Genomic DNA, 17,359 nt, shown 5'->3' on the forward strand with positions numbered 1-17,359 from the left:
CGGAAAAGGCCGAAAAGGAGCGCACGTGCCCCTCACCACCACCGGCGAACTCGTCGACCGCGCCGCCGCGGCAGGCTCCGCCGTCGCCTCGTTCAACGTCATCACGCTGGAACACGTCGAAGCCGTCATCGCCGGGGCCGAGTCGGTGAACGCCCCCGTGGTCCTCCAGGTCAGCGAGAACGCGGTCAAGTTCCGCTACGGCCGTCTGCTGCCGCTCGCCCGCGCCGCCGTCGCCGCCGCCGAACGCGCCGCCGTTCCCGTCGCGTTGCACCTCGACCACGTCCGGAGCGACGCCCTGCTGCGCCAGGCCGCGGACGCCGGCTTCGGCTCCGTGATGTACGACGCGGCCCGGCTGCCCTACGCCGAGAACCTCGCCGCGACCCGGGCGGCCGTCGACTGGGCGCACGCCCGGGGCCTGTGGATCGAGGCGGAACTGGGGGAGATCGGCGGCAAGGGCGAAACGCCGCCGCTGGACGCCCACGCGCCCGGCGCCCGCACCGACCCCGACCAGGCCCGCGCCTTCGTCGCCGACTCCGGCGTGGACGCCCTGGCCGTCGCCGTCGGCACCACCCACGCCATGACCACCCGCACCGCCACCCTCGACCACGTTCTCCTCGAACGCCTCTCCGCGACCCTGGACGTCCCCCTCGTCCTGCACGGGTCCTCGGGCCTGCCGGACACCGAACTCACCGCGGCCGTCGGATCGGGCATCGCCAAGGTGAACATCGGCACCGCCCTGAACGTCGCCATGACCGGCGCCATCAGGAACTTCCTCGCCGCCCACCCCGAAGCGGTCGACTCCCGCGGCTACCTGACCGTGGGCCGGGAAGCGATGACCCGCGCGGTGGCGGACATCATCGTGACGCTCACCCCCCACTGAAGCGGGCCGTCAAGGGCACTGCGTCGCTAACGTTTCACGGACTTCAGAACGACGAACTTCGGGTCGCTCGCCACCACTTCACTGTTCCCGAACAGCCGCCGCAACTTCACGTGGTAACCCAGATGGCGGTTGCCGACCACCCACAGCTCACCACCGGGGCGCAGGGTGCGCCTCGCGCCGGTGAACATGCGCCAGGCCGTCGCCTCGCTGGTCGCCTGGTGGGAGTGGAACGGCGGGTTGTTGAGTACCAGGTCGACGCTGCCGTCCGGCACGCCCGCCAGGCCGTCACCGACCCGGAACTCGGCATGCCCGGGTACGCCGTTGGCCCGGTACGTGGCCTCCGCGGACGCCACCGCCTGGAACGACTCGTCGACGAACAGCACCTCGGCCCGCGGGTCGGCCAGCGCCACCGCCGTACCGACGACGCCGTTGCCGCACCCGAGGTCCACCACCCGCAGGCCCGTCCGCCCGGTCGGCAGATGCTTCAGGAGGAACCGGGTGCCGATGTCGAGCCGGTCGGCGCAGAAGACCCCCGCGTGGTTGACGACGGTCCGGCCCGAGACCGCGCCGACGCCGTCGGGCAGCGCGTAGCTGTACGGCCAGGGACTGGGGGGCCGGGCCAGGGCAGGGTCCGGGGTGCAGAAGATGAGCCGCGCCTTCTTCTCGGCGAGGGAGGTCCGGGTGGGGCCGATGATCCGCTCGAAGAGGTTCAGCGTCGAGGTGTGGATCTCCTTCACCATGCCGGTTCCGACGACGACCGTGCCCTCGTGCACCGCGGGCGCCAGCCGCAGCAACTGGTCCTCCAGCAGCGCCAGACTCTTCGGCACCCGCACCAGCAGCACATCGATCCGGCCCGGCGGCGGATCCTGTGTGGTGAGCAGTCGGACCGTGCCCGGCTCGACACCGGCGCGGGCCAGGTTCGCGCGGGTCGCCTCCTGCCCCAGCCAGGAGTCGGTGATCTGCGTCGGCCGGTGCGCGGCGAGCGCCGTGACCAGCGCCCCCCAGCGGTCTCCGACGACCACGACCGTGCCGTCCAGCGGGATCGGCTCCCGGTCGAGATGCCCGAGGAGGTACTCGTCGGAGGCGTCCCAGGCGCGCAGCCTGTCGCGGGGGTCCTCGGGGAAGCGGGCCAGCACCGGCGCGCCCCACGGAGTCGTCATACGGTCGTTCATCGTGCGACCAGGCTAGCGGAGCCCGGAGTTCCAGCTCGGGCGGTGTCGGACGGGAGGGAGACCTCGGGCACCGGGCTGTTCCCCCCGGGCCCGGGGGGAACAGCCCGACCTCGGTGACGCCCGTGTCCTCCGTTTCGACGGGCCGTCACGGCTCGCCCACCACGGGGGCCCACGCGTGCACACGGGTACGGCACCACCGGAGTGGGGACCTGCCGGGCGGCCGAGCATCCCGCTCCGGGCGGGCGGCCGACAGCCCGCCGGCGTTTCGGATCATGGGAGACTCACCCTCATGAGCGGGAAGGCGGACCCCCGGCCGGCGGGGGAAGGAACCACCTCGAGGACGCGGCTGGACCGGGGACGCGGAGCGCTCGGGCCCGCGTTGGAGCTCGTGCACACCGGACGTGCCCCGACCCGTGCGGTGCTCACCGCGGAACTGGGCGTGACGCGGGCGACCGCCGGCGCCGTCGCCGCCGAACTGGAGGCACTCGGCCTGATCAGGGTGGACGCCCGGCCCGGCGCGGCCGCCGGTTCGCAGGGCAGGCCCTCGCACCGGCTCTCGATCGCCGAGGACGGACCGGTGGCACTGGCCGCGCAGGTGCACTCCGACGGGTTCCGGGCCGCCCTCGTCGGCCTCGGCGGCCGGATCGTCGCCACCGCGCCCGGCAGCGAGGTCCTCGACGCCGACCCGGCGAAGGTGCTCGGCTCCGTCGTCGCGGCCGGCGCCGAACTGCTCCGTGAGACCGGACGCCGGTGTGTCGGAGCGGGGCTCTCCGTGCCGTCCGCGGTGGCCGAACCGGAGGGGCTGGTGTTCAGCCCGCTGCGCCTGGCCTGGCCCACGGGTGCCCCGGTGCGGGAGATCTTCGCCGAGCAGGTGCGCGCCGCCGGTCTCGACGGCCCCGCCTTCGCGGCGAACGACGTCAACCTCGTCGCCCTCGCCGAGCACCGGCACGGCGCGGGGCGCGGCTCGCGCGACCTGCTGTGCGTGGCCACCGGCCACCGGGGCGTCGGCGGCGCGCTGGTGCTCGACGGCCGTCTGCACACCGGCAGTTCCGGTCTCGCCCTGGAGGTCGGCCACCTCGCCGTCAACCCCGGGGGCCGCCCCTGCTACTGCGGCAGCCGGGGCTGCCTGGACGTGGAGGCCGACCCGCTCGCCTTCCTCACCGCGGCCGGACGCGAACCCGGCCCCGAGATGTCCCTTCTCAAACAGGCCGACACACTGATCCACGAGCACTACGACGACCCGGCCGTCCGCGCCGCCGTCGCCACCCTCGTCGACCGCCTGGGGCTGGGTCTCGCCGGCCTGGTGAACATCCTCAATCCGGACCGGATCATCCTCGGCGGCCTGCACGGCACCCTCCTGGACGCCGCCCCGGACCGGCTGCGCGCCGTTGTTGCCGACCGCAGCCTGTGGGGCCGCAGCGGCGGCGTTCCGATCCTGGCCTGCACCCTGGACCACAACAGCCTGGTCGGCGCCGCCGAACTGGCCTGGCAGCCGGTCCTCGACGATCCGCTGGGGGCCCTGGCATGACGGTCCGGCCGGTGGGCAGGCGGATGCCCGAGTCGACAGGCGGAACCACGGCCGGGGACCGCACAATGATCCACGAAAAGTGATCGGCGAAGCACTGACGGACAGTGCGCGCGCCGACCGAGCCCGGGACACTCGCCCCGGACCCGGGACCGGAGCACGCGGCACTGCCCACCGCACACGGAGCGACCGCCCCGACCCGCAGAAAGCCGAGGCCATGACCGACCAGCTCACCGTGACCGTCCTGGGCACCGGCATCATGGGTGCCGCGATGGCCCGCAACCTCGCCCGGGCCGGCCACGCCGTCCGTGTCTGGAACCGCACCCGCGCCAAGGCCGACCCGCTCGCCGCCGACGGCGCACACGTCGCCGGCACCCCCGCCGAGGCGGTCGAGTCCGCCGACGTCGTCCTGACCATGCTCTACGACGGTCCCGCCACGCTGGAGACGATGCGGCTGGCCGCCCCCGCCCTGCGGCGCGACACCGTCTGGGCGCAGTCCACCACCGCCGGTCTCGAGGGTGTCGCCGAGCTGGCCGGCTTCGCGCGCGAGCACGGCCTGATCTTCTACGACGCCCCGGTGCTGGGCACCCGGCAGCCGGCCGAGGCCGGACAGCTGACCGTGATCGCCGCCGGACCGGCCGAAGGCAGGACCACGGTGACCCCGGTGTTCGACGCCGTCGGCGCCCGCACCGTGTGGACCGGCGAGGACGGGGCGGCCGGCAGCGCGACCCGGCTCAAACTCGTGGTCAACAGCTGGATCCTCGCGGTCACCTCCGCCGTGGGGGAGACCCTCGCCCTGGCCGAGGCGCTGGACGTCGACCCCGGCGGCTTCTTCGACCTCATCGCGGGCGGCCCGCTCGACATGGGCTACCTGCGCGCCAAGGCGGGGCTGATCCTGGACGGGCCGCTGACCCCGGCCCAGTTCGCCGTGACCACCGCCGCCAAGGACGCCGGTCTGATCGTCCGGGCCGGCGAACAGCACGGTGTACGCCTGGACGTGGCCGCAGCCGGCGCCGAACGCCTGGAACGCGCCGCGGCCCAAGGCCACGGTGATGAGGACATGGCCGCCGCCTATTACGCCAGTTTCGCCCGTCACGACGAGTCCACCACCTGAGCACCCGGTACGAAGCGTCCGGGGAACCGTCCGACGACCCACCGAGGAGTCCGTAGTGTCCAAGCCCCCGCTGCCTTCCGAGGCCGACGACCTGCTGCGCCGCCCCAACCCCTGCGTCATGGCCACCCTCCGCTCCGACGGCACACCCGTCTCCACGCCCACCTGGTACGTGTGGGAGGACGGCCGCGCGCTGATCAGCCTGGACGAGGGCAGGGTCCGACTGAAGCACCTGCGCCGCGACCCGCGCGTCACCCTCACCGTGCTGGACGAGGACAACTGGTACACCCATGTCACCCTCATCGGCCGCGTCGTCGAGCTGAAGGACGACGAGGGCCTGGCCGACATCGACCGCCTCTCCCGGCACTACACCGGCAACCCGTATCCGAACCGGGCCCGGGCCCGGGTCAGCGCCTGGATCGAGGTCGACCGCTGGCACGGCTGGGGCGCGATGAAGGACAGCGACCAGTCGTCCACCTGAACCCGACGGGGGGAGGGGAGCAGGTGCCGTCGTCCCGGGCACTTCCCGTGGGGTACACGCGGTACCGCCGGCCGTACGACGACCCGGTACCCCTGGGGGACGACTCTCGGAAGTGTCGCGTCACCACGACGCGACAGCGCATCCGAGGAGTTGAACGATCATGCAGACCCTGGCGCACTTCGGTGCCGGAGGGCCCGGCCCGTGGATCCTGCTCTTCCCCCCTGATCCGGGCTCTGGTCATCGGCGGCGGCATCGCACTGCTGCGCCGCACGGTACGGCGGGGATGCCGTGGCCCGGCCCCGGCCGGCCCGCCGTGGCGGACGACTCGCCGGTCAAGGTGTCCGGCCACCGCTTCGCCTCCGGCGAGATCGGCGAGGACGAGTACGGGCGGCGGCTCTCCGTCCTGGACGAGGAGTTCGGCCGGCGCGGCAAGGGCGGTGCGGCATGACCACCGGAGTCACCGCCCGGTCAGCCGGCAACGGCGGACCGGGCGGGTTCCGGTTCGTGCCGGTGTCCCTCGACGGCGTGCTCGACGAGTGCGACCTCCACGAACCGGTGTGCGGAGTGCTCGACGGCGTCGATCCTCGGACACCGCTCCCAGTCCGCGACGGGAGCCGCGGACGGCGTCGGCAGCGTGAACCACACGACCTTGCCCGACTCGCCGTCCGGCAGCGCGCCCCAGCTCTCGCTCATCGCGGCCACCATGGCCAACCCCCGCCCGCAGGTGGCGAGCGGACCGGCGTCCGCCACGACCGGCAGCCGCGGGTCGTGGTCGCGCACCGAGACCTTGAGCCGGTCGAGCAGTACTTCCAGCTCGACCGTGCAGATCTTGTCGGGCTGGGCGTGCCGGTGGACGTTGGACAACAGCTCCGTCACACCGAGCGAGGCCCGGTCTATCAAAATCTCCATATGCCAGTAGCGCAATTGCGCAGATACGATTCTGCGGACCTGGCCGATCCTCGAAGGCAGAGCCTGGAGCTCCACCGTGCAGTGTCTGCTTGGGTGAGTGATCACAGCTGCGACTCCCCGGTGTCAGGCCCGGACGGACGTCCGGAAGAACACGGAGTACGGATCCAGCAGGGTGCCCGCGTGACATGGCCGCCTGCTGTCGTGGCCGGCGGGCTGGTTCGCAGCGTTATCGCCGGTAAACCCAGAGTGACGTGAAAACAGCGTGACGCAGGGCCCGAAGTGACGCAACTCACGGGCATCTCAGGCGCCGCGGCCCGAAGCCCGGCGTACGGCTTCGATGAAGCGGCGGGCCGCGGGCGGTCCCGGCTCGCCCGGCGCCGGGTCGTGGTCGCCCAGCGTCAGCAGGTACCGATGGCCGTTGAGGTCGGCCAGGGCACGGTCCTCGGGTGCGAACCAGGGCCGGGAGGCGCGTACGGCCTGCACCGGCGCGCTGTCGATCTCGGTTCCGTGGCTGGTGAGCAACTCGAGCCTGCCGTCGCTGATCCGGACCTGCCCGGCCCGGGTGAGCGACCGCAGCCGCCTGCCGATCCGCACGCCCCTGGCCGTGAACTCCGGCTCGGCCATGCCACCCGCCCCCTTGTGCGCGTCGGTGTACCGGACCGTGCTCCGCGGGCCGGCTCATGTCCAGATCCAGTGTGCCCCCGTCCGGGACCCTGCTCCGCCGGTGCAGTCTGCCCGCCCCCGCCGCCGAGCACCAGTGCACGCACCTCCGTTCCCCGCGGTGCCCGAAGCACTCGCGCGAATGCGCCCCCACAGCCGCGCCCCGGGCGCCCCCGGCAGGGGGGCCAAGATTGGGGTACCAGGGTTGCCTTTGGGCCGCTCAAAGAGGTGTTTATGCAGGTGAGGGGCGATTCCGGGGTGCATATGATCGGGGGTGTCGGCCGCGCGGGACGCCGTCGGCGCTCAGCGTAAGGAGCCTGCAGTGAGTACCCCCCAACAGCCCCCGAGCGGCGTCACCCTCGATGTCGACCACAGCGACCCCGGCTACCGCGACTGGCTGAAAGAGGCCGTGCGCAGGGTGCAGGCCGACGCCAACCGGTCGGCCGACACCCATCTGCTGCGCTTCCCGCTGCCCGAGCGGTGGAACGTCCACCTTTACCTCAAGGACGAGTCGACGCATCCGACCGGCAGCCTGAAGCACCGGCTCGCCCGCTCCCTCTTCCTCTACGGGCTGTGCAATGGCTGGATCCGTCCGGGCCGCCCGGTGATCGAGGCGTCCAGCGGTTCGACCGCCGTGTCGGAGGCCTACTTCGCGAAGCTGATCGGCGTGCCCTTCATCGCCGTCATGCCGCGCACGACGAGCGCCGAGAAGTGCCGCCTCATCGAGTTCCACGGCGGCCGGTGCCACTTCGTGGACGACCCCCGCACGATGTACGAGGCCTCGTCCGTCCTCGCGGCGGAGACCGGCGGCCACTACATGGACCAGTTCACCTACGCCGAACGGGCCACGGACTGGCGGGGGAACAACAACATCGCCGAATCCATTTTCCGCCAACTGGAGTCGGAGCCGTTCCCGGTGCCCGAGTGGATCGTCGCCACGGCCGGCACCGGCGGGACCTCGGCGACCCTCGCGCGCTATGTCCACTACATGCAGTACGACACCCGCGTCTGTGTCGCCGATCCGGAGAACTCCTGCTTCTTCGAGGGCTGGACCACCGGCGATCCGGACGTCACCTGCGACAGCGGTTCCCGCATCGAGGGCATCGGCCGGCCCCGGATGGAACCGAGCTTCGTGCCCGGTGCCATCGACCGGATGATGAAGGTGCCCGACGCGGCCGCCGTCGCCGCCGTACGGGCCCTGGAGCAGGCCATCGGCCGCAAGGCGGGCGGCTCCACCGGTACCGGGCTGTGGAGCGCGCTGAGGATCGTCGCGGAGATGGTGGCCGAAGGACGGCAGGGGAGCGTGGTGACGCTGCTCTGCGACCCGGGGGACCGCTACCTCGACAAGTACTACTCGGACGCGTGGCTGGCCGACCAGGGTCTGGAGATCGCCCCGCACACGGCGTCGATCGAGACGCTGCTGCGCACCGGGGCCTGGCCGGACTGACGGCTTTCGGGCGGTCCGAACGGCGGGGTCAGCCGTCCGCGGGATCCGCAGGGTCGTCGGGTTCCCCCGCCACGACCAGGTGCCGCAGATGCTCGGAGACCTCGAGGCGGGCCTCGGCCGGCAGCCCGGAGTCCGTCACCAGCGTGTCCACCTGGTCCAGAGACGCGAACGAACTCAGACCCACCGTGCCCCACTTGGTGTGGTCGGCGACCACGACCACCTGCCGTGCCGACTGCACCAGACGCCGGTTGGTCTCGGCCTCCGCGAGGTTCGGCGTCGACAGCCCGGCCTCGACCGATATGCCGTGCACCCCCAGGAACAGCAGATCGAAGTGGAGCATCGCGATCGCCTGGTCGGCCACCGGCCCCACCAGTGAGTCCGACGGCGTGCGTACACCGCCGGTCAGCACGACGGTGGCCGTGCCCTGCCGGGGGCCCGAGGTGCGCTGCGCCGCGTGGAAGACGTCCGCCACCCGCACCGAATTGGTGACCACCGTGAGGTCGGGCACCTCGAGCAGCCGGCCGGCCAGCGCGTACGTCGTCGTGCCGCCCGAGAGGGCGATCGCCGCACCCGGGGCGACCAGTTCGGCCGCCGCCCGCGCGATGTCGTCCTTCGCGCTCAGCTCCAGACCCGACTTGGCCTCGAAACCGGGTTCGTGCGTGCTGGCCTCGACCAGCGGGACCGCGCCGCCGTGCACCTTCTCCAGGACGCCCTGCCGGGCCAGCGCGTCGAGGTCGCGGCGGACCGTCATGTCCGACACGCCGAGCTTGCGGGTCAGTTCGTTGACCCGGACTCCGCCGCGGCGCCGGACCTCGTCGAGGATCAGGGCGCGCCGCTGCTCCGCGAGGAGGTTCTGATTCTCGCTCACGTACGCTCCGGTCCTTTCGCCGCCAAGCCGTCCGACACGCCGCACACGCCCGGTCCGACTGGCACGTTCTTCTGGTCACCGGTGCGTCGGCGTCCCATCCTCGCATGCCGGTACAAGGGCAGCGCACTCGGCTGTTCGTCGCGGACATGCCACCGTGGTCCCGTGGATTCGTTCCGCGGGCCGCCCGAACCTCACCCGGATCGGGGAGATTCCGTGAGAACAGGTGTGGGCCGCTCCGGCAGGGGAGATCCTGTGCCCGCACGGACGGATCCGACGGCGTGTCACGGGGGAAGTGCGAAGCAGTGGAGCGTGCGCGGGAACACGGACCGGCCGGGGGCGCGGGCGACCCGGCCGAGCGGGCCGGGGAAGCCGGAGCGGCCCTGGAACTCCTGGTCCACGGGGTGGGCGGTACCACCCCGCAGGAGATGCTGAACGATCCGCGCACGGTGCGGATCACGGGTGACGACATCGCCGCCGTGTTCCGGCGTGCCGACGACGCCGACGCCGACGCGGAGCGCCGGCCCGCCGACCGCCAGGACGGCCCGGTCCCCGAGGCGTACGTCTGGTGCAACCTCACCTCCGGCAACGGCACCCGCGCCCTGTGGCTGTTGCTGCTGCCCTTCATGGTGGTCAACCTCGCCCACTGGATGCGCCCGACGGCCCGGGGCCGCAGACGCCTCGTGAGGCTGTACGGACTGCTGGTGCGGCTGGCCGGACTGAGCCTGACGGTGCTGCTCGTCGCGGCCGCCTGCGAGGTCGCCCTGGACCTCGCGGCCTGGCAGTGCGCGGGCACGCACGCGTGCGCCGCGCGGCACTCCTGGCTCGGCTTCCTGTCGCCCGAGGCCTCGGACGGCGGCTGGTGGAGCCTGCCGGGCCGCCGGCTCGCCCTCGCCGCCCTGGTGCCCACAGCCCTGACCGGGCTGCTGTGGTACCTGTCCCTGCGCACCTGGAGCGCGTACGAGTCCCAGCAGCCGATGACCCACGAGATCGAGCCCGAGGGGCCCGAGGAGGAAGCCGGCCCCACCGCCCTGGGCCGGCCCGGCTTCTGGTACGGCCGTCGCCTGGTCGCCCGGCTGCGCGCCGCGCACACCGCCGCCGGACTGCTCACCGTCGCCGCCGCGGTCGGCAGCGCGGCCGCCCGCCACGACCGTGCTCCAGGCGGCCCCGTGGTGCTGGGTGTCCTCGGCCCGCTCCTCGAGGCGGCGCTGTTCGCCGGCGCGGCCGTCGTGGTGTGGGTGGTCTGCCGCCGCGGCCGCACCGACCGCCGACTGGACGGCGAACTCGACACCCGCGTGGTGCGCCTGCTGCCCCTTGCTGCACTCGCCCTGCTCGTCCTGACCCTGGTGTACGCCGGATGGCAGCGCCCCGGCTGGGAGTCGGCGGGCCGGCTGTCCGGCGATGCGACCTTCGGAACCATCACCCTCGCACAGGGCCTCCTCGTGATCGTGCTCGCCGGAGTCGCCCACGCCCTGCACCGAAGCGCCCCCGACCGGCGTGCCGCCATGCGGGGACTGGCCGGACCCGCGGTCGCGATGCTGGCCTGCGCACTGGGCGGCGTGATGTCCGGCGGCGTGGCCCAGCGGGTCTCCGACTGGCTGGACGGCACCGGGGCGTCGATTCCCGGGCCACCGGTGGTGCTCACCTGGCAGGCGTCCGTGATCCCGCCCCTGCTCGTCCTGCTGCTGGGGCTCTGCGGCTGGCTGGCCCGGCGGGCCTGGCACATCGCCCGCGACGAGCGCGCCGCCGTGGCACACGAGTTCCCGGGTGAGACCGGCGACCCCGCCCGTACCCGGCGGATCGCCTACGCCCGCGCCATGGCCACCCTCACCGACCGGGCGCCCCGCATCGTCGCCGTCACCTCCGCCGCGACCCTGCTGCTGGGCGCGGGCGCCCTCGTCGGCGCCCTGACCACCGACCGGACGCCCGGCCAGGCCGCACAAGGCACCTACGCCGTGGTGCACGGCGCCGCCGAGACGGCGCAGGCACTGGGCTCCTGGCTGATCGGACTCGGCTTCATCCTGTTCGTCACCTGGGGCCGGCGCGCCTACAAGGACGCCTCCGCGCGGCGCACGATCGGCATCCTGTGGGATGTCGGCACCTTCTGGCCGCGCGCCGCCCACCCCTTCGCACCACCCTGCTACGCCGAACGGGCGGTGCCGGACCTGACCTGGCGGATCGAGACCTGGACGCGGTCCACCGGCGGACGGCTGGTGCTCTCCGGACACTCCCAGGGAAGCGTCCTCGCCGCCGCCGCGGCCTGGCAGCTCACCCCCGCCACCCGCAACCGCGTCGCACTGCTCACCTACGGGTCCCCGCTGGAGCGGCTCTACGGCCGCTGGTTCCCGGCCCACTTCGGACCCGCCGCTCTCGGCGCCCTGCATCAGGAGGTCGACTGCTGGCGCAACCTCCACCGGCTCACCGACCCCATCGGCGGCCCGGTGCGGCTGCCCGGCGACTGCGGTCCCGAGGTGGACCGCCCTCCGCTGGGAGACCCCCTGGCGTACGGCCGCACCGAGGCCCATCCGCTGCCCGCGCCGATCCTCGGCCACTCCGACTACCAGGCGGACCCGGCCTTCGCCGAGGAACGCCGACGGCTGCTGGCCCGGCTGCGGCCGGAGGTTCCGGCACCGCGGCACCCGGGAGAACCCGACGGCGGCGTCCACAGCGGCTCCGGCGCGCCCACCGCGTGAGGCCCGCGCCGCGTGACGCGCGGCGGCGGGATCAGGGCAGCTCGGGCAGGTCGTCGGCGTAGAGCAGGGTCAGGTCGTCCGTACTCGGCTCCGGCAGCTGGGCGACCCGGCTCGCGTGCCGCTCCACCATCGCCTCGAACGTCTGCCGCGCGGTGCGGCCGTTGCCGAACGCGGGACCCTTGGGGATCTCCGTGAAGTACTTCAGCAGCCCTTCCGAGGCACCCGCCGCCAGCCGGTACTCGTGCTCCTCGGCCTGCTGTTCCACGATGCGCAGCAGTTCCTCGGACCCGTAGTCACCGAAGGTGATGGTCCGGGAGAAACGGGACGCCACCCCCGGGTTGACGGACAGGAACCGCTCCATCTCCGCCGTGTATCCCGCGACGATCACCACGACCGCGTCCCGGTGGTCCTCCATCAGCTTCACCAGCGTGTCGATGGCCTCCTTGCCGAAGTCCCGCCCGGAGTCCTCGGGGGAGAGCGCGTACGCCTCGTCGATGAACAGCACACCGCCGCGCGCCTTCTCGAACGCCTCCTGGGTGCGGATCGCCGTGGAACCGATGTGCTCGCCGACCAGATCGACCCGGGAGACCTCGACCAGATGGCCCTTCTCCAACACGCCGAGGGAGGCGAGGATCTCGCCGTACAGGCGGGCGACCGTGGTCTTGCCGGTGCCGGGGGAGCCCGTGAACACCAGATGGCGCTTGACGGAGGCCGCCTTCAGTCCGGCCTGCTGCCGGCGCCGGCCCACCTCGATCATGTCGGTGAGGGCCCGCACCTCCCGTTTGACGCTCTCCAGGCCCACCAGCGCGTCGAGTTCACCGAGCACGGTCTTCGACGGCCGCAGCTCCTTCTCCGGTTCGGCGGCGGGGGCGGGCGGCGCCTGCTCGGCACGGGGCCCGGGAACGGCGCCCAGCAGACCGGGGGAGTGGGCCACGGTCTGCACGGCCGGTTCCGGTGCCGTCGGCGACGCGAGATGGCCGCTCTCGTCACTGGTGCAGTCCTCCACCACGGGACCGCCCGCCCCGGTCGCCCCGCCGCTCTCGGCGAACTCGTAACCACCGCGCGCGCAGCGCTCCGTGCGGCACTTCCGCAGCGTGGTCCGGCTGCCGTCTATCACATGGAAGCCGTACCCGCCGCTGCCCGTGACCCGGCAGCCCAGGAAGCTGCCGCGGCCACCGGCCGAGACGTAGACACCGGCCTCGGCCGGGGAATCGATGGTGCAGCGCTCGACGGTCGGATCGGCTCCCTTGGTGACGATCACACCTGTCTGCATGCCGTCCAGGGTGCAGTTGCTGAGGGTGCCGCCGCTTCCGTGGTCCCGGAACCAGGCTCCCGTGGCCGCCTCCCGGATCCGGCAGTCGTCGAGCTGCGCGGTGGCGCCGTCGCTCACCGACACCGCGGTGTTGCGTACCTGCGACAGGTCGCTGTCGACCACGTCCGCGCGTGAACCGCGGTCGAGGACGAACAGGGCGTCCGGCACGTCGTGCACCCGGCAGGAGTCCAGTACGACGGTCGCGCCGTCACTCACCCACACCGCCGGATAGTCGCCGGTGCTGTCGGAGATCTCGCACTGGTTGGCGTCCGCGCGGGTGCCCGGGTCCCACAACGACAGGCCGTTGCGGCCGAACTGCCGAACGACGGTGCGGGTCATGGTGAGGACGGAGCGGGAACGCAGATCGACCGCGTTCTCCGGGATGTCGTGGATACGGCAGTCGGCCAGTGTCAGTACCGCGTCGGTGTCGAGGGTGACACCGTCGCCGGTGGTGCGGTGCACCTCGCAGTCGGTGAGGTGCGCGGTCGCCCGGCCGGTCACCTGGACACCGCTGCCCCGCACCTCGTAGACCTCGCAACCCACCGCCTCCAGCGCCGAGTCCTCCCCGGTGGCGGTGAGTCCCGAGCCGGCCGTGTGGTGCACGCGGCAGCGCTCGAGCCGGGGGTGCGCGCCCCCGCGCACCGCGACGCCCGCCTGCCCGGCGGCGACGACCTCGCACTCCTCGAACACCCCGCCCCCGCCGTCGAGTACGGCGATGCCGACCCCCGCCGGGTTGTCGACCGTGCAGTGGCGGACCGTCGGCCGGGCGCTGCCGCGCACCTCTATGCCGACAGCCGACCGGGTGACCACCCGTACGTCCCGCAGTTCCGGGGCGCCCTCCTCTATCAGCAGGGCCGGCGCCGCGGAGTCCTGCCCCTCCACATGCAGGTCCTGGACCATCGCGGACGCGCGTACGGTCAGCGGGACCCCGTCCACCGGGGCGATGCGCACCGAGCCGGGCGAGCCCTCGGGTCCGCGCAGGGTCACCGCCCGCTCCACGACGAGGTTCTCCCGGTAGGTCCCGGGAGCGACGGTGAGGATGTCGCCCTCGGCCGCGGCCTCCAGGGCGGCGGCGAGCGACGCGTATTCACCTGTGCGGCGCCGCCATCGCGATGTGCCGGTGTGCGTCACCTGGACCGTGCCCTGTGCCATGGCGTAGCTGTGCCCCCACCTTGTCGTACGCGGGTTTGCCGTCGAATGCTCCGGCCGGACCACCGTAGCGTGCGTACGGCTGTCGCATTGACCAGAGGCACCAGGCCGTCAGCTTCCGGTGCCGGTCCTGCCCCAGTCGGGGCCCGCCCGCTCCCAGGCCCGGTCCAGGCGGACGTACCGGTGGTGGACCATGTGCCGGACGATCAGCCGTCTGACGCCCTCGATCAGAACAGCCGTCAGCAGGGTCACGCCGAAGCCGGCGAGCACGGCGTGCGTCGTCGCCGTCACCGTGTCCATCGGCCGTGCTGTGATGCGGCCCTCGGCGTCGGTCCACAGGGGAAAGCGGTCGTCCGGCCGAGGGTCCTTCAGGCGCGTCGACACCGGGCCGCTGTGCCCGGTGCCGTCGGAGGCGGTCCAGCGGGCGAGGACCCGGGTGCGCAGCTCCCCGCCGACGGAGCCCTCCGGGTCGACGCTCAGCGGGGAGGGGTCCAACTCGCGTATCACCGTGGCCCGTACCTGGTGCCGGTTCTCGTGCTGTTCGCGCACGGAACGCTGCAGGACGTCCTCGGTGGCGCCCCCGGCGAGGACCCCGGCGGCCGGGGCGGCGAGGACGACGAGCAACAGCGCCACGAGCCCCACCCAGCCCTCGGCCAGATCGGTCGGGCGGCACAGCGGGTTGTGCCGCCAGCGCCACAGTCCGCTGATCGCCCGCACCGGCCGCACCGCCTTCCCGCTTCCGTGATTCCCACCTCCGTGATAGCTCCCGGCGGAGCGGTTCGTCCGAGGTTCCGTGGAAGAGAGAGGGACATCACCCTTCGCCGGCGGACGCGGCCCACGCACGGGACCGACCGGGCGGGGAGGTCAGGCGAGGACCGTGACCCGATCGCCGACCCGGATCGTGCCGGGGGAGAGGGGGACCAGATTCTGACCGAACACCAGCTTGTCGTCGAGCCGGCGGTGTCGGCCGAGCGAATGCAGGGGCTCGCGGCCGCGCTCGGCGGTGCGCTGGTCGGTGGTCGTCACCACGCACCGTCCGCTGGGCTTGGCGACACGGAAGACGACCTCGCCGACGGTGATGCGCGACCAGGTGTCCTCGGCCCAGGCGGTGGTCCCCCCGACCACGATGTTCGGCCGGAAGCGGCTCATGGGCAGGGGCCCCTCACCCGCGTGGTCGCCCTCGGCGACGAGGACGTTGAGGGCGTCCAGGGACGCGGTGGTGGTGAGCAGCAGGGGGTAGCCGTCGGCGAGGCTGACGGTCTCGCCCGGCAGCGCGAACTCGGGGTCGACCGGCCGTCGTGTGGCCGGGTCGTCCAGGTGCACCAGGCGTACGCCGATGCCGAGAAAGGCGCTGCACCAGGCGTGCACGGCGTCGTCGGCGGCCGGGACCACCTCGATGTCGTCGCGGAAGATCCGCACCCGCTCGGTGCGGCCCGAAGGAGGGACGGGCACCGTGACGGGATCCGTTCCGGGCGCGGACAGCCGGAGACCGCCGCCGGGCAGGAGGTCGGCGGCGGCCAGGGCGAGGCGTGGATGCCCGCGTTGGGTGACGACCCTCCCCCCGTCGTCGATCAGCATCCAGCGCCGGTCCCCGGCCGGTCCCCAGGGCTCCACGGAGACCTCCCGGAGGGACAGGCTCCGGAAAGCCTTGACCGGATGTACGTGAATCGAGTGCAGCAGTGCGGTCCCCATGGAGTCGTCGTGCCGGCCGGCGGCGACGGCTCCATGGGGCAGGGCGGCCCGCGGAACGGCTCCGTGTCCGGGGATCAGTAGCCTCGGTACTGCTGGTTGTTGTACGGGTCCTGGTACGGGGCGGGCGCCGGCCGCGGGGCCGCGGGGCGCATCGCCTCGTAGCCCGAGCCGGGAGCGGCCGGACGCGGCGGCTGCGACTGGGGCTGGGGATAGCCGCGCGGTGCGGTCGCCTGCTGCGGGATGTACGCGGTGGCCTGCTGCGGGACGTACGGCGCGTGCGCCTGCTGGAGCGGGGCCGGCTGCTGCGCCTGCGGGTAACCGTAGGCGGGCTGGGAGGGTGCCGCCGGGAGGGCGGGCAACGCCGAGGGAAGTGCAGGGAGATGGCTGCCCGGCACGTCGTAGGCGGAGGGGACCCGGATCGGGGCGATCTGCGGGGTGCCCCGCTCGGCCACGAGCGAGTCGTAGATCGGGGTGTCCGGGAAGGAGGCGGAGTAGTAGCCGCCGCCATAAGTGGAGCGGGGGGAGGTCATGGCCATAAGTTAAGCCCACGATGTGCTGGTTGGGGAGACCGATAAGAGGGTTGTTTTCCGTGTCCTCAGCGACCAGGGATCACTAAAACGGGCGAACTTGGAGGAAGTGGCTGTTACTTCGGATGGCCTTCTGGTAAAAGCCGAGTTCCGGACGGGTTACCGGCTGGTCGTCACTTCTCCGCGCATGCCCCGTGGGACTTCCCGCACGCGGGCACTAGTGTCTTGAGTCTTTGATTCGCTGAAGATATCCGGCGAGGCGTTCGAGGATCTCGTCCGCGGTCTTCACCCAGGCGAACGGCCGCGGATCTTCGTTCCACAGTTTGATCCAGGCGCGGATGTCGCGTTCCAGAGCCTGGACGTTCTTGTGGACGCCGCGGCGTATCTGCCGCTCGGTCAGCAGTCCGAACCACCGCTCGACCTGGTTGAGCCAGGAGGAGTAGGTGGGGGTGAAGTGCATGTGGAAGCGCGGGTGCTCCGCGAGCCAACGCTGTATCGCCGGTGTCTTGTGCGTAGCGTAGTTATCGCAGATCAGGTGTACCTCCAGCCCCTCGGGCACCTCCTTGTCGATGCGGGCGAGGAACTTCTTGAACTCCGTGGCCCGGTGGCGGCGGTGCAGCTGGCCGATCACCTCCCCGGTGGCCACGTTCAACGCGGCGAAGAGTGTGGTGGTGCCGTTGCGAAGGTAGTCGTGGGTGCGGCGCTCGGGCATGCCCGGCATCAYGGGCAGCACCGGTGCCGAGCGGTCCAGCGCCTGGATCTGGGACTTCTCGTCCACGCACARCACCAGGGCGTGCTCGGGCGGGGCGAGGTAGAGGCCCACGATGTCGCGGACCTTGTCGATGAACTGCGGGTCGGTGGACAGCTTGAAGGTGTCGACCATGTGAGGTTTGAGGCCGAATGTGCGCCAGATGCGCGAGACGGTCGACTGCGACA

15 protein-coding genes and 1 pseudogene are annotated in these 17,359 nt (G+C 72.5%); 7 read left to right on the plus strand and 9 right to left on the minus strand.

The genetic code is table 11. The features are described from left to right. Positions 1–25 precede the first annotated feature (25 nt). Entirely contained in the window at positions 26–880 is an 855-nt protein-coding gene (locus DIZ27_RS37060) for a class II fructose-bisphosphate aldolase (protein WP_109382783.1), read from the plus strand. 26 nt (positions 881–906) lie between these two features. On the opposite strand, the gene DIZ27_RS37065 is transcribed toward DIZ27_RS37060, so the two are convergent. Continuing rightward, entirely contained in the window at positions 907–2,040 is a 1,134-nt protein-coding gene (locus DIZ27_RS37065) for a methyltransferase (RefSeq protein WP_109382784.1), read from the minus strand. Between the two features lie 301 nt (positions 2,041–2,341). Between DIZ27_RS37065 and DIZ27_RS37070 the strand changes: the two genes are divergently transcribed. The 4 genes and pseudogenes from DIZ27_RS37070 (at position 2,342) to DIZ27_RS37085 (ending at position 5,617) form a co-directional block, all read left to right on the plus strand. Beyond that, positions 2,342–3,580 carry an ROK family protein gene (locus tag DIZ27_RS37070; protein WP_109382785.1) on the plus strand — a complete coding sequence of 413 codons (1,239 nt, stop codon included), beginning with the start codon at positions 2,342–2,344 and terminating at the stop codon, positions 3,578–3,580. Positions 3,581–3,794: 214 nt separating this feature from the next. After that, positions 3,795–4,691 carry an NAD(P)-dependent oxidoreductase gene (locus DIZ27_RS37075; protein WP_109382796.1) on the plus strand — a complete coding sequence of 299 codons (897 nt, stop codon included), beginning with the start codon at positions 3,795–3,797 and terminating at the stop codon, positions 4,689–4,691. Between the two features lie 55 nt (positions 4,692–4,746). Next, positions 4,747–5,169 (plus strand): PPOX class F420-dependent oxidoreductase, encoded by a 423-nt coding sequence (locus DIZ27_RS37080; protein WP_109382786.1) that lies wholly within the window; start codon positions 4,747–4,749, stop codon positions 5,167–5,169. Positions 5,170–5,329: 160 nt separating this feature from the next. Further along, a pseudogene (locus tag DIZ27_RS37085) lies at positions 5,330–5,617 on the plus strand (SHOCT domain-containing protein). Positions 5,618–5,637: 20 nt separating this feature from the next. Here the strand turns inward: DIZ27_RS37085 and DIZ27_RS37090 are convergent. Further along, complete coding sequence (locus tag DIZ27_RS37090) at positions 5,638–6,183, minus strand: ATP-binding protein (RefSeq protein ID WP_181383875.1); 546 nt, start codon at positions 6,181–6,183, stop codon at positions 5,638–5,640. Between the two features lie 195 nt (positions 6,184–6,378). After that, positions 6,379–6,702: a hypothetical protein gene (locus DIZ27_RS37095; protein ID WP_109382788.1), complete on the minus strand. Its 324-nt coding sequence runs from the start codon at positions 6,700–6,702 to the stop codon at positions 6,379–6,381. A gap of 358 nt (positions 6,703–7,060) precedes the next feature. On the opposite strand from DIZ27_RS37095, the gene DIZ27_RS37100 reads away from it, so the two are divergent. Further along, a complete protein-coding gene (locus DIZ27_RS37100) occupies positions 7,061–8,185 on the plus strand; it encodes a PLP-dependent cysteine synthase family protein (protein WP_109382789.1) in 1,125 nt (374 codons plus the stop codon). Positions 8,186–8,213: 28 nt separating this feature from the next. Here the strand turns inward: DIZ27_RS37100 and DIZ27_RS37105 are convergent, their stop codons facing one another. After that, entirely contained in the window at positions 8,214–9,053 is an 840-nt protein-coding gene (locus DIZ27_RS37105) for a DeoR/GlpR family DNA-binding transcription regulator (RefSeq protein WP_109382790.1), read from the minus strand. A 302-nt stretch (positions 9,054–9,355) separates the two neighbouring features. Between DIZ27_RS37105 and DIZ27_RS37110 the strand changes: the two genes are divergently transcribed. Continuing rightward, positions 9,356–11,743 (plus strand): hypothetical protein, encoded by a 2,388-nt coding sequence (locus DIZ27_RS37110; protein ID WP_109382791.1) that lies wholly within the window; start codon positions 9,356–9,358, stop codon positions 11,741–11,743. A gap of 31 nt (positions 11,744–11,774) precedes the next feature. Here the strand turns inward: DIZ27_RS37110 and DIZ27_RS37115 are convergent, their stop codons facing one another. The 5 genes from DIZ27_RS37115 to DIZ27_RS37135 form a co-directional block, all read right to left on the minus strand. Next, a complete protein-coding gene (locus tag DIZ27_RS37115) occupies positions 11,775–14,207 on the minus strand; it encodes a right-handed parallel beta-helix repeat-containing protein (protein WP_181383876.1) in 2,433 nt (810 codons plus the stop codon). A gap of 108 nt (positions 14,208–14,315) precedes the next feature. Continuing rightward, on the minus strand, positions 14,316–14,921 hold the full coding sequence (locus DIZ27_RS37120; RefSeq protein ID WP_109382797.1) for a hypothetical protein: 606 nt from the start codon (positions 14,919–14,921) through the stop codon (positions 14,316–14,318). 147 nt (positions 14,922–15,068) lie between these two features. Further along, positions 15,069–15,896: an MOSC domain-containing protein gene (locus DIZ27_RS37125; RefSeq protein WP_109382793.1), complete on the minus strand. Its 828-nt coding sequence runs from the start codon at positions 15,894–15,896 to the stop codon at positions 15,069–15,071. A gap of 74 nt (positions 15,897–15,970) precedes the next feature. Further along, a complete protein-coding gene (locus tag DIZ27_RS37130; RefSeq protein ID WP_109382798.1) occupies positions 15,971–16,426 on the minus strand; it encodes a DUF6643 family protein in 456 nt (151 codons plus the stop codon). A 214-nt stretch (positions 16,427–16,640) separates the two neighbouring features. Next, positions 16,641–17,359, minus strand: a 719-nt coding sequence (locus DIZ27_RS37135) for an IS630 family transposase (RefSeq protein ID WP_109382794.1), incomplete at its 5' end; no start/stop codon positions are given.

The sequence above is a fragment of the Streptomyces sp. NWU339 genome (genome assembly GCF_003143855.1).
Classification (GTDB): Bacteria; Actinomycetota; Actinomycetes; order Streptomycetales; family Streptomycetaceae; genus Streptomyces.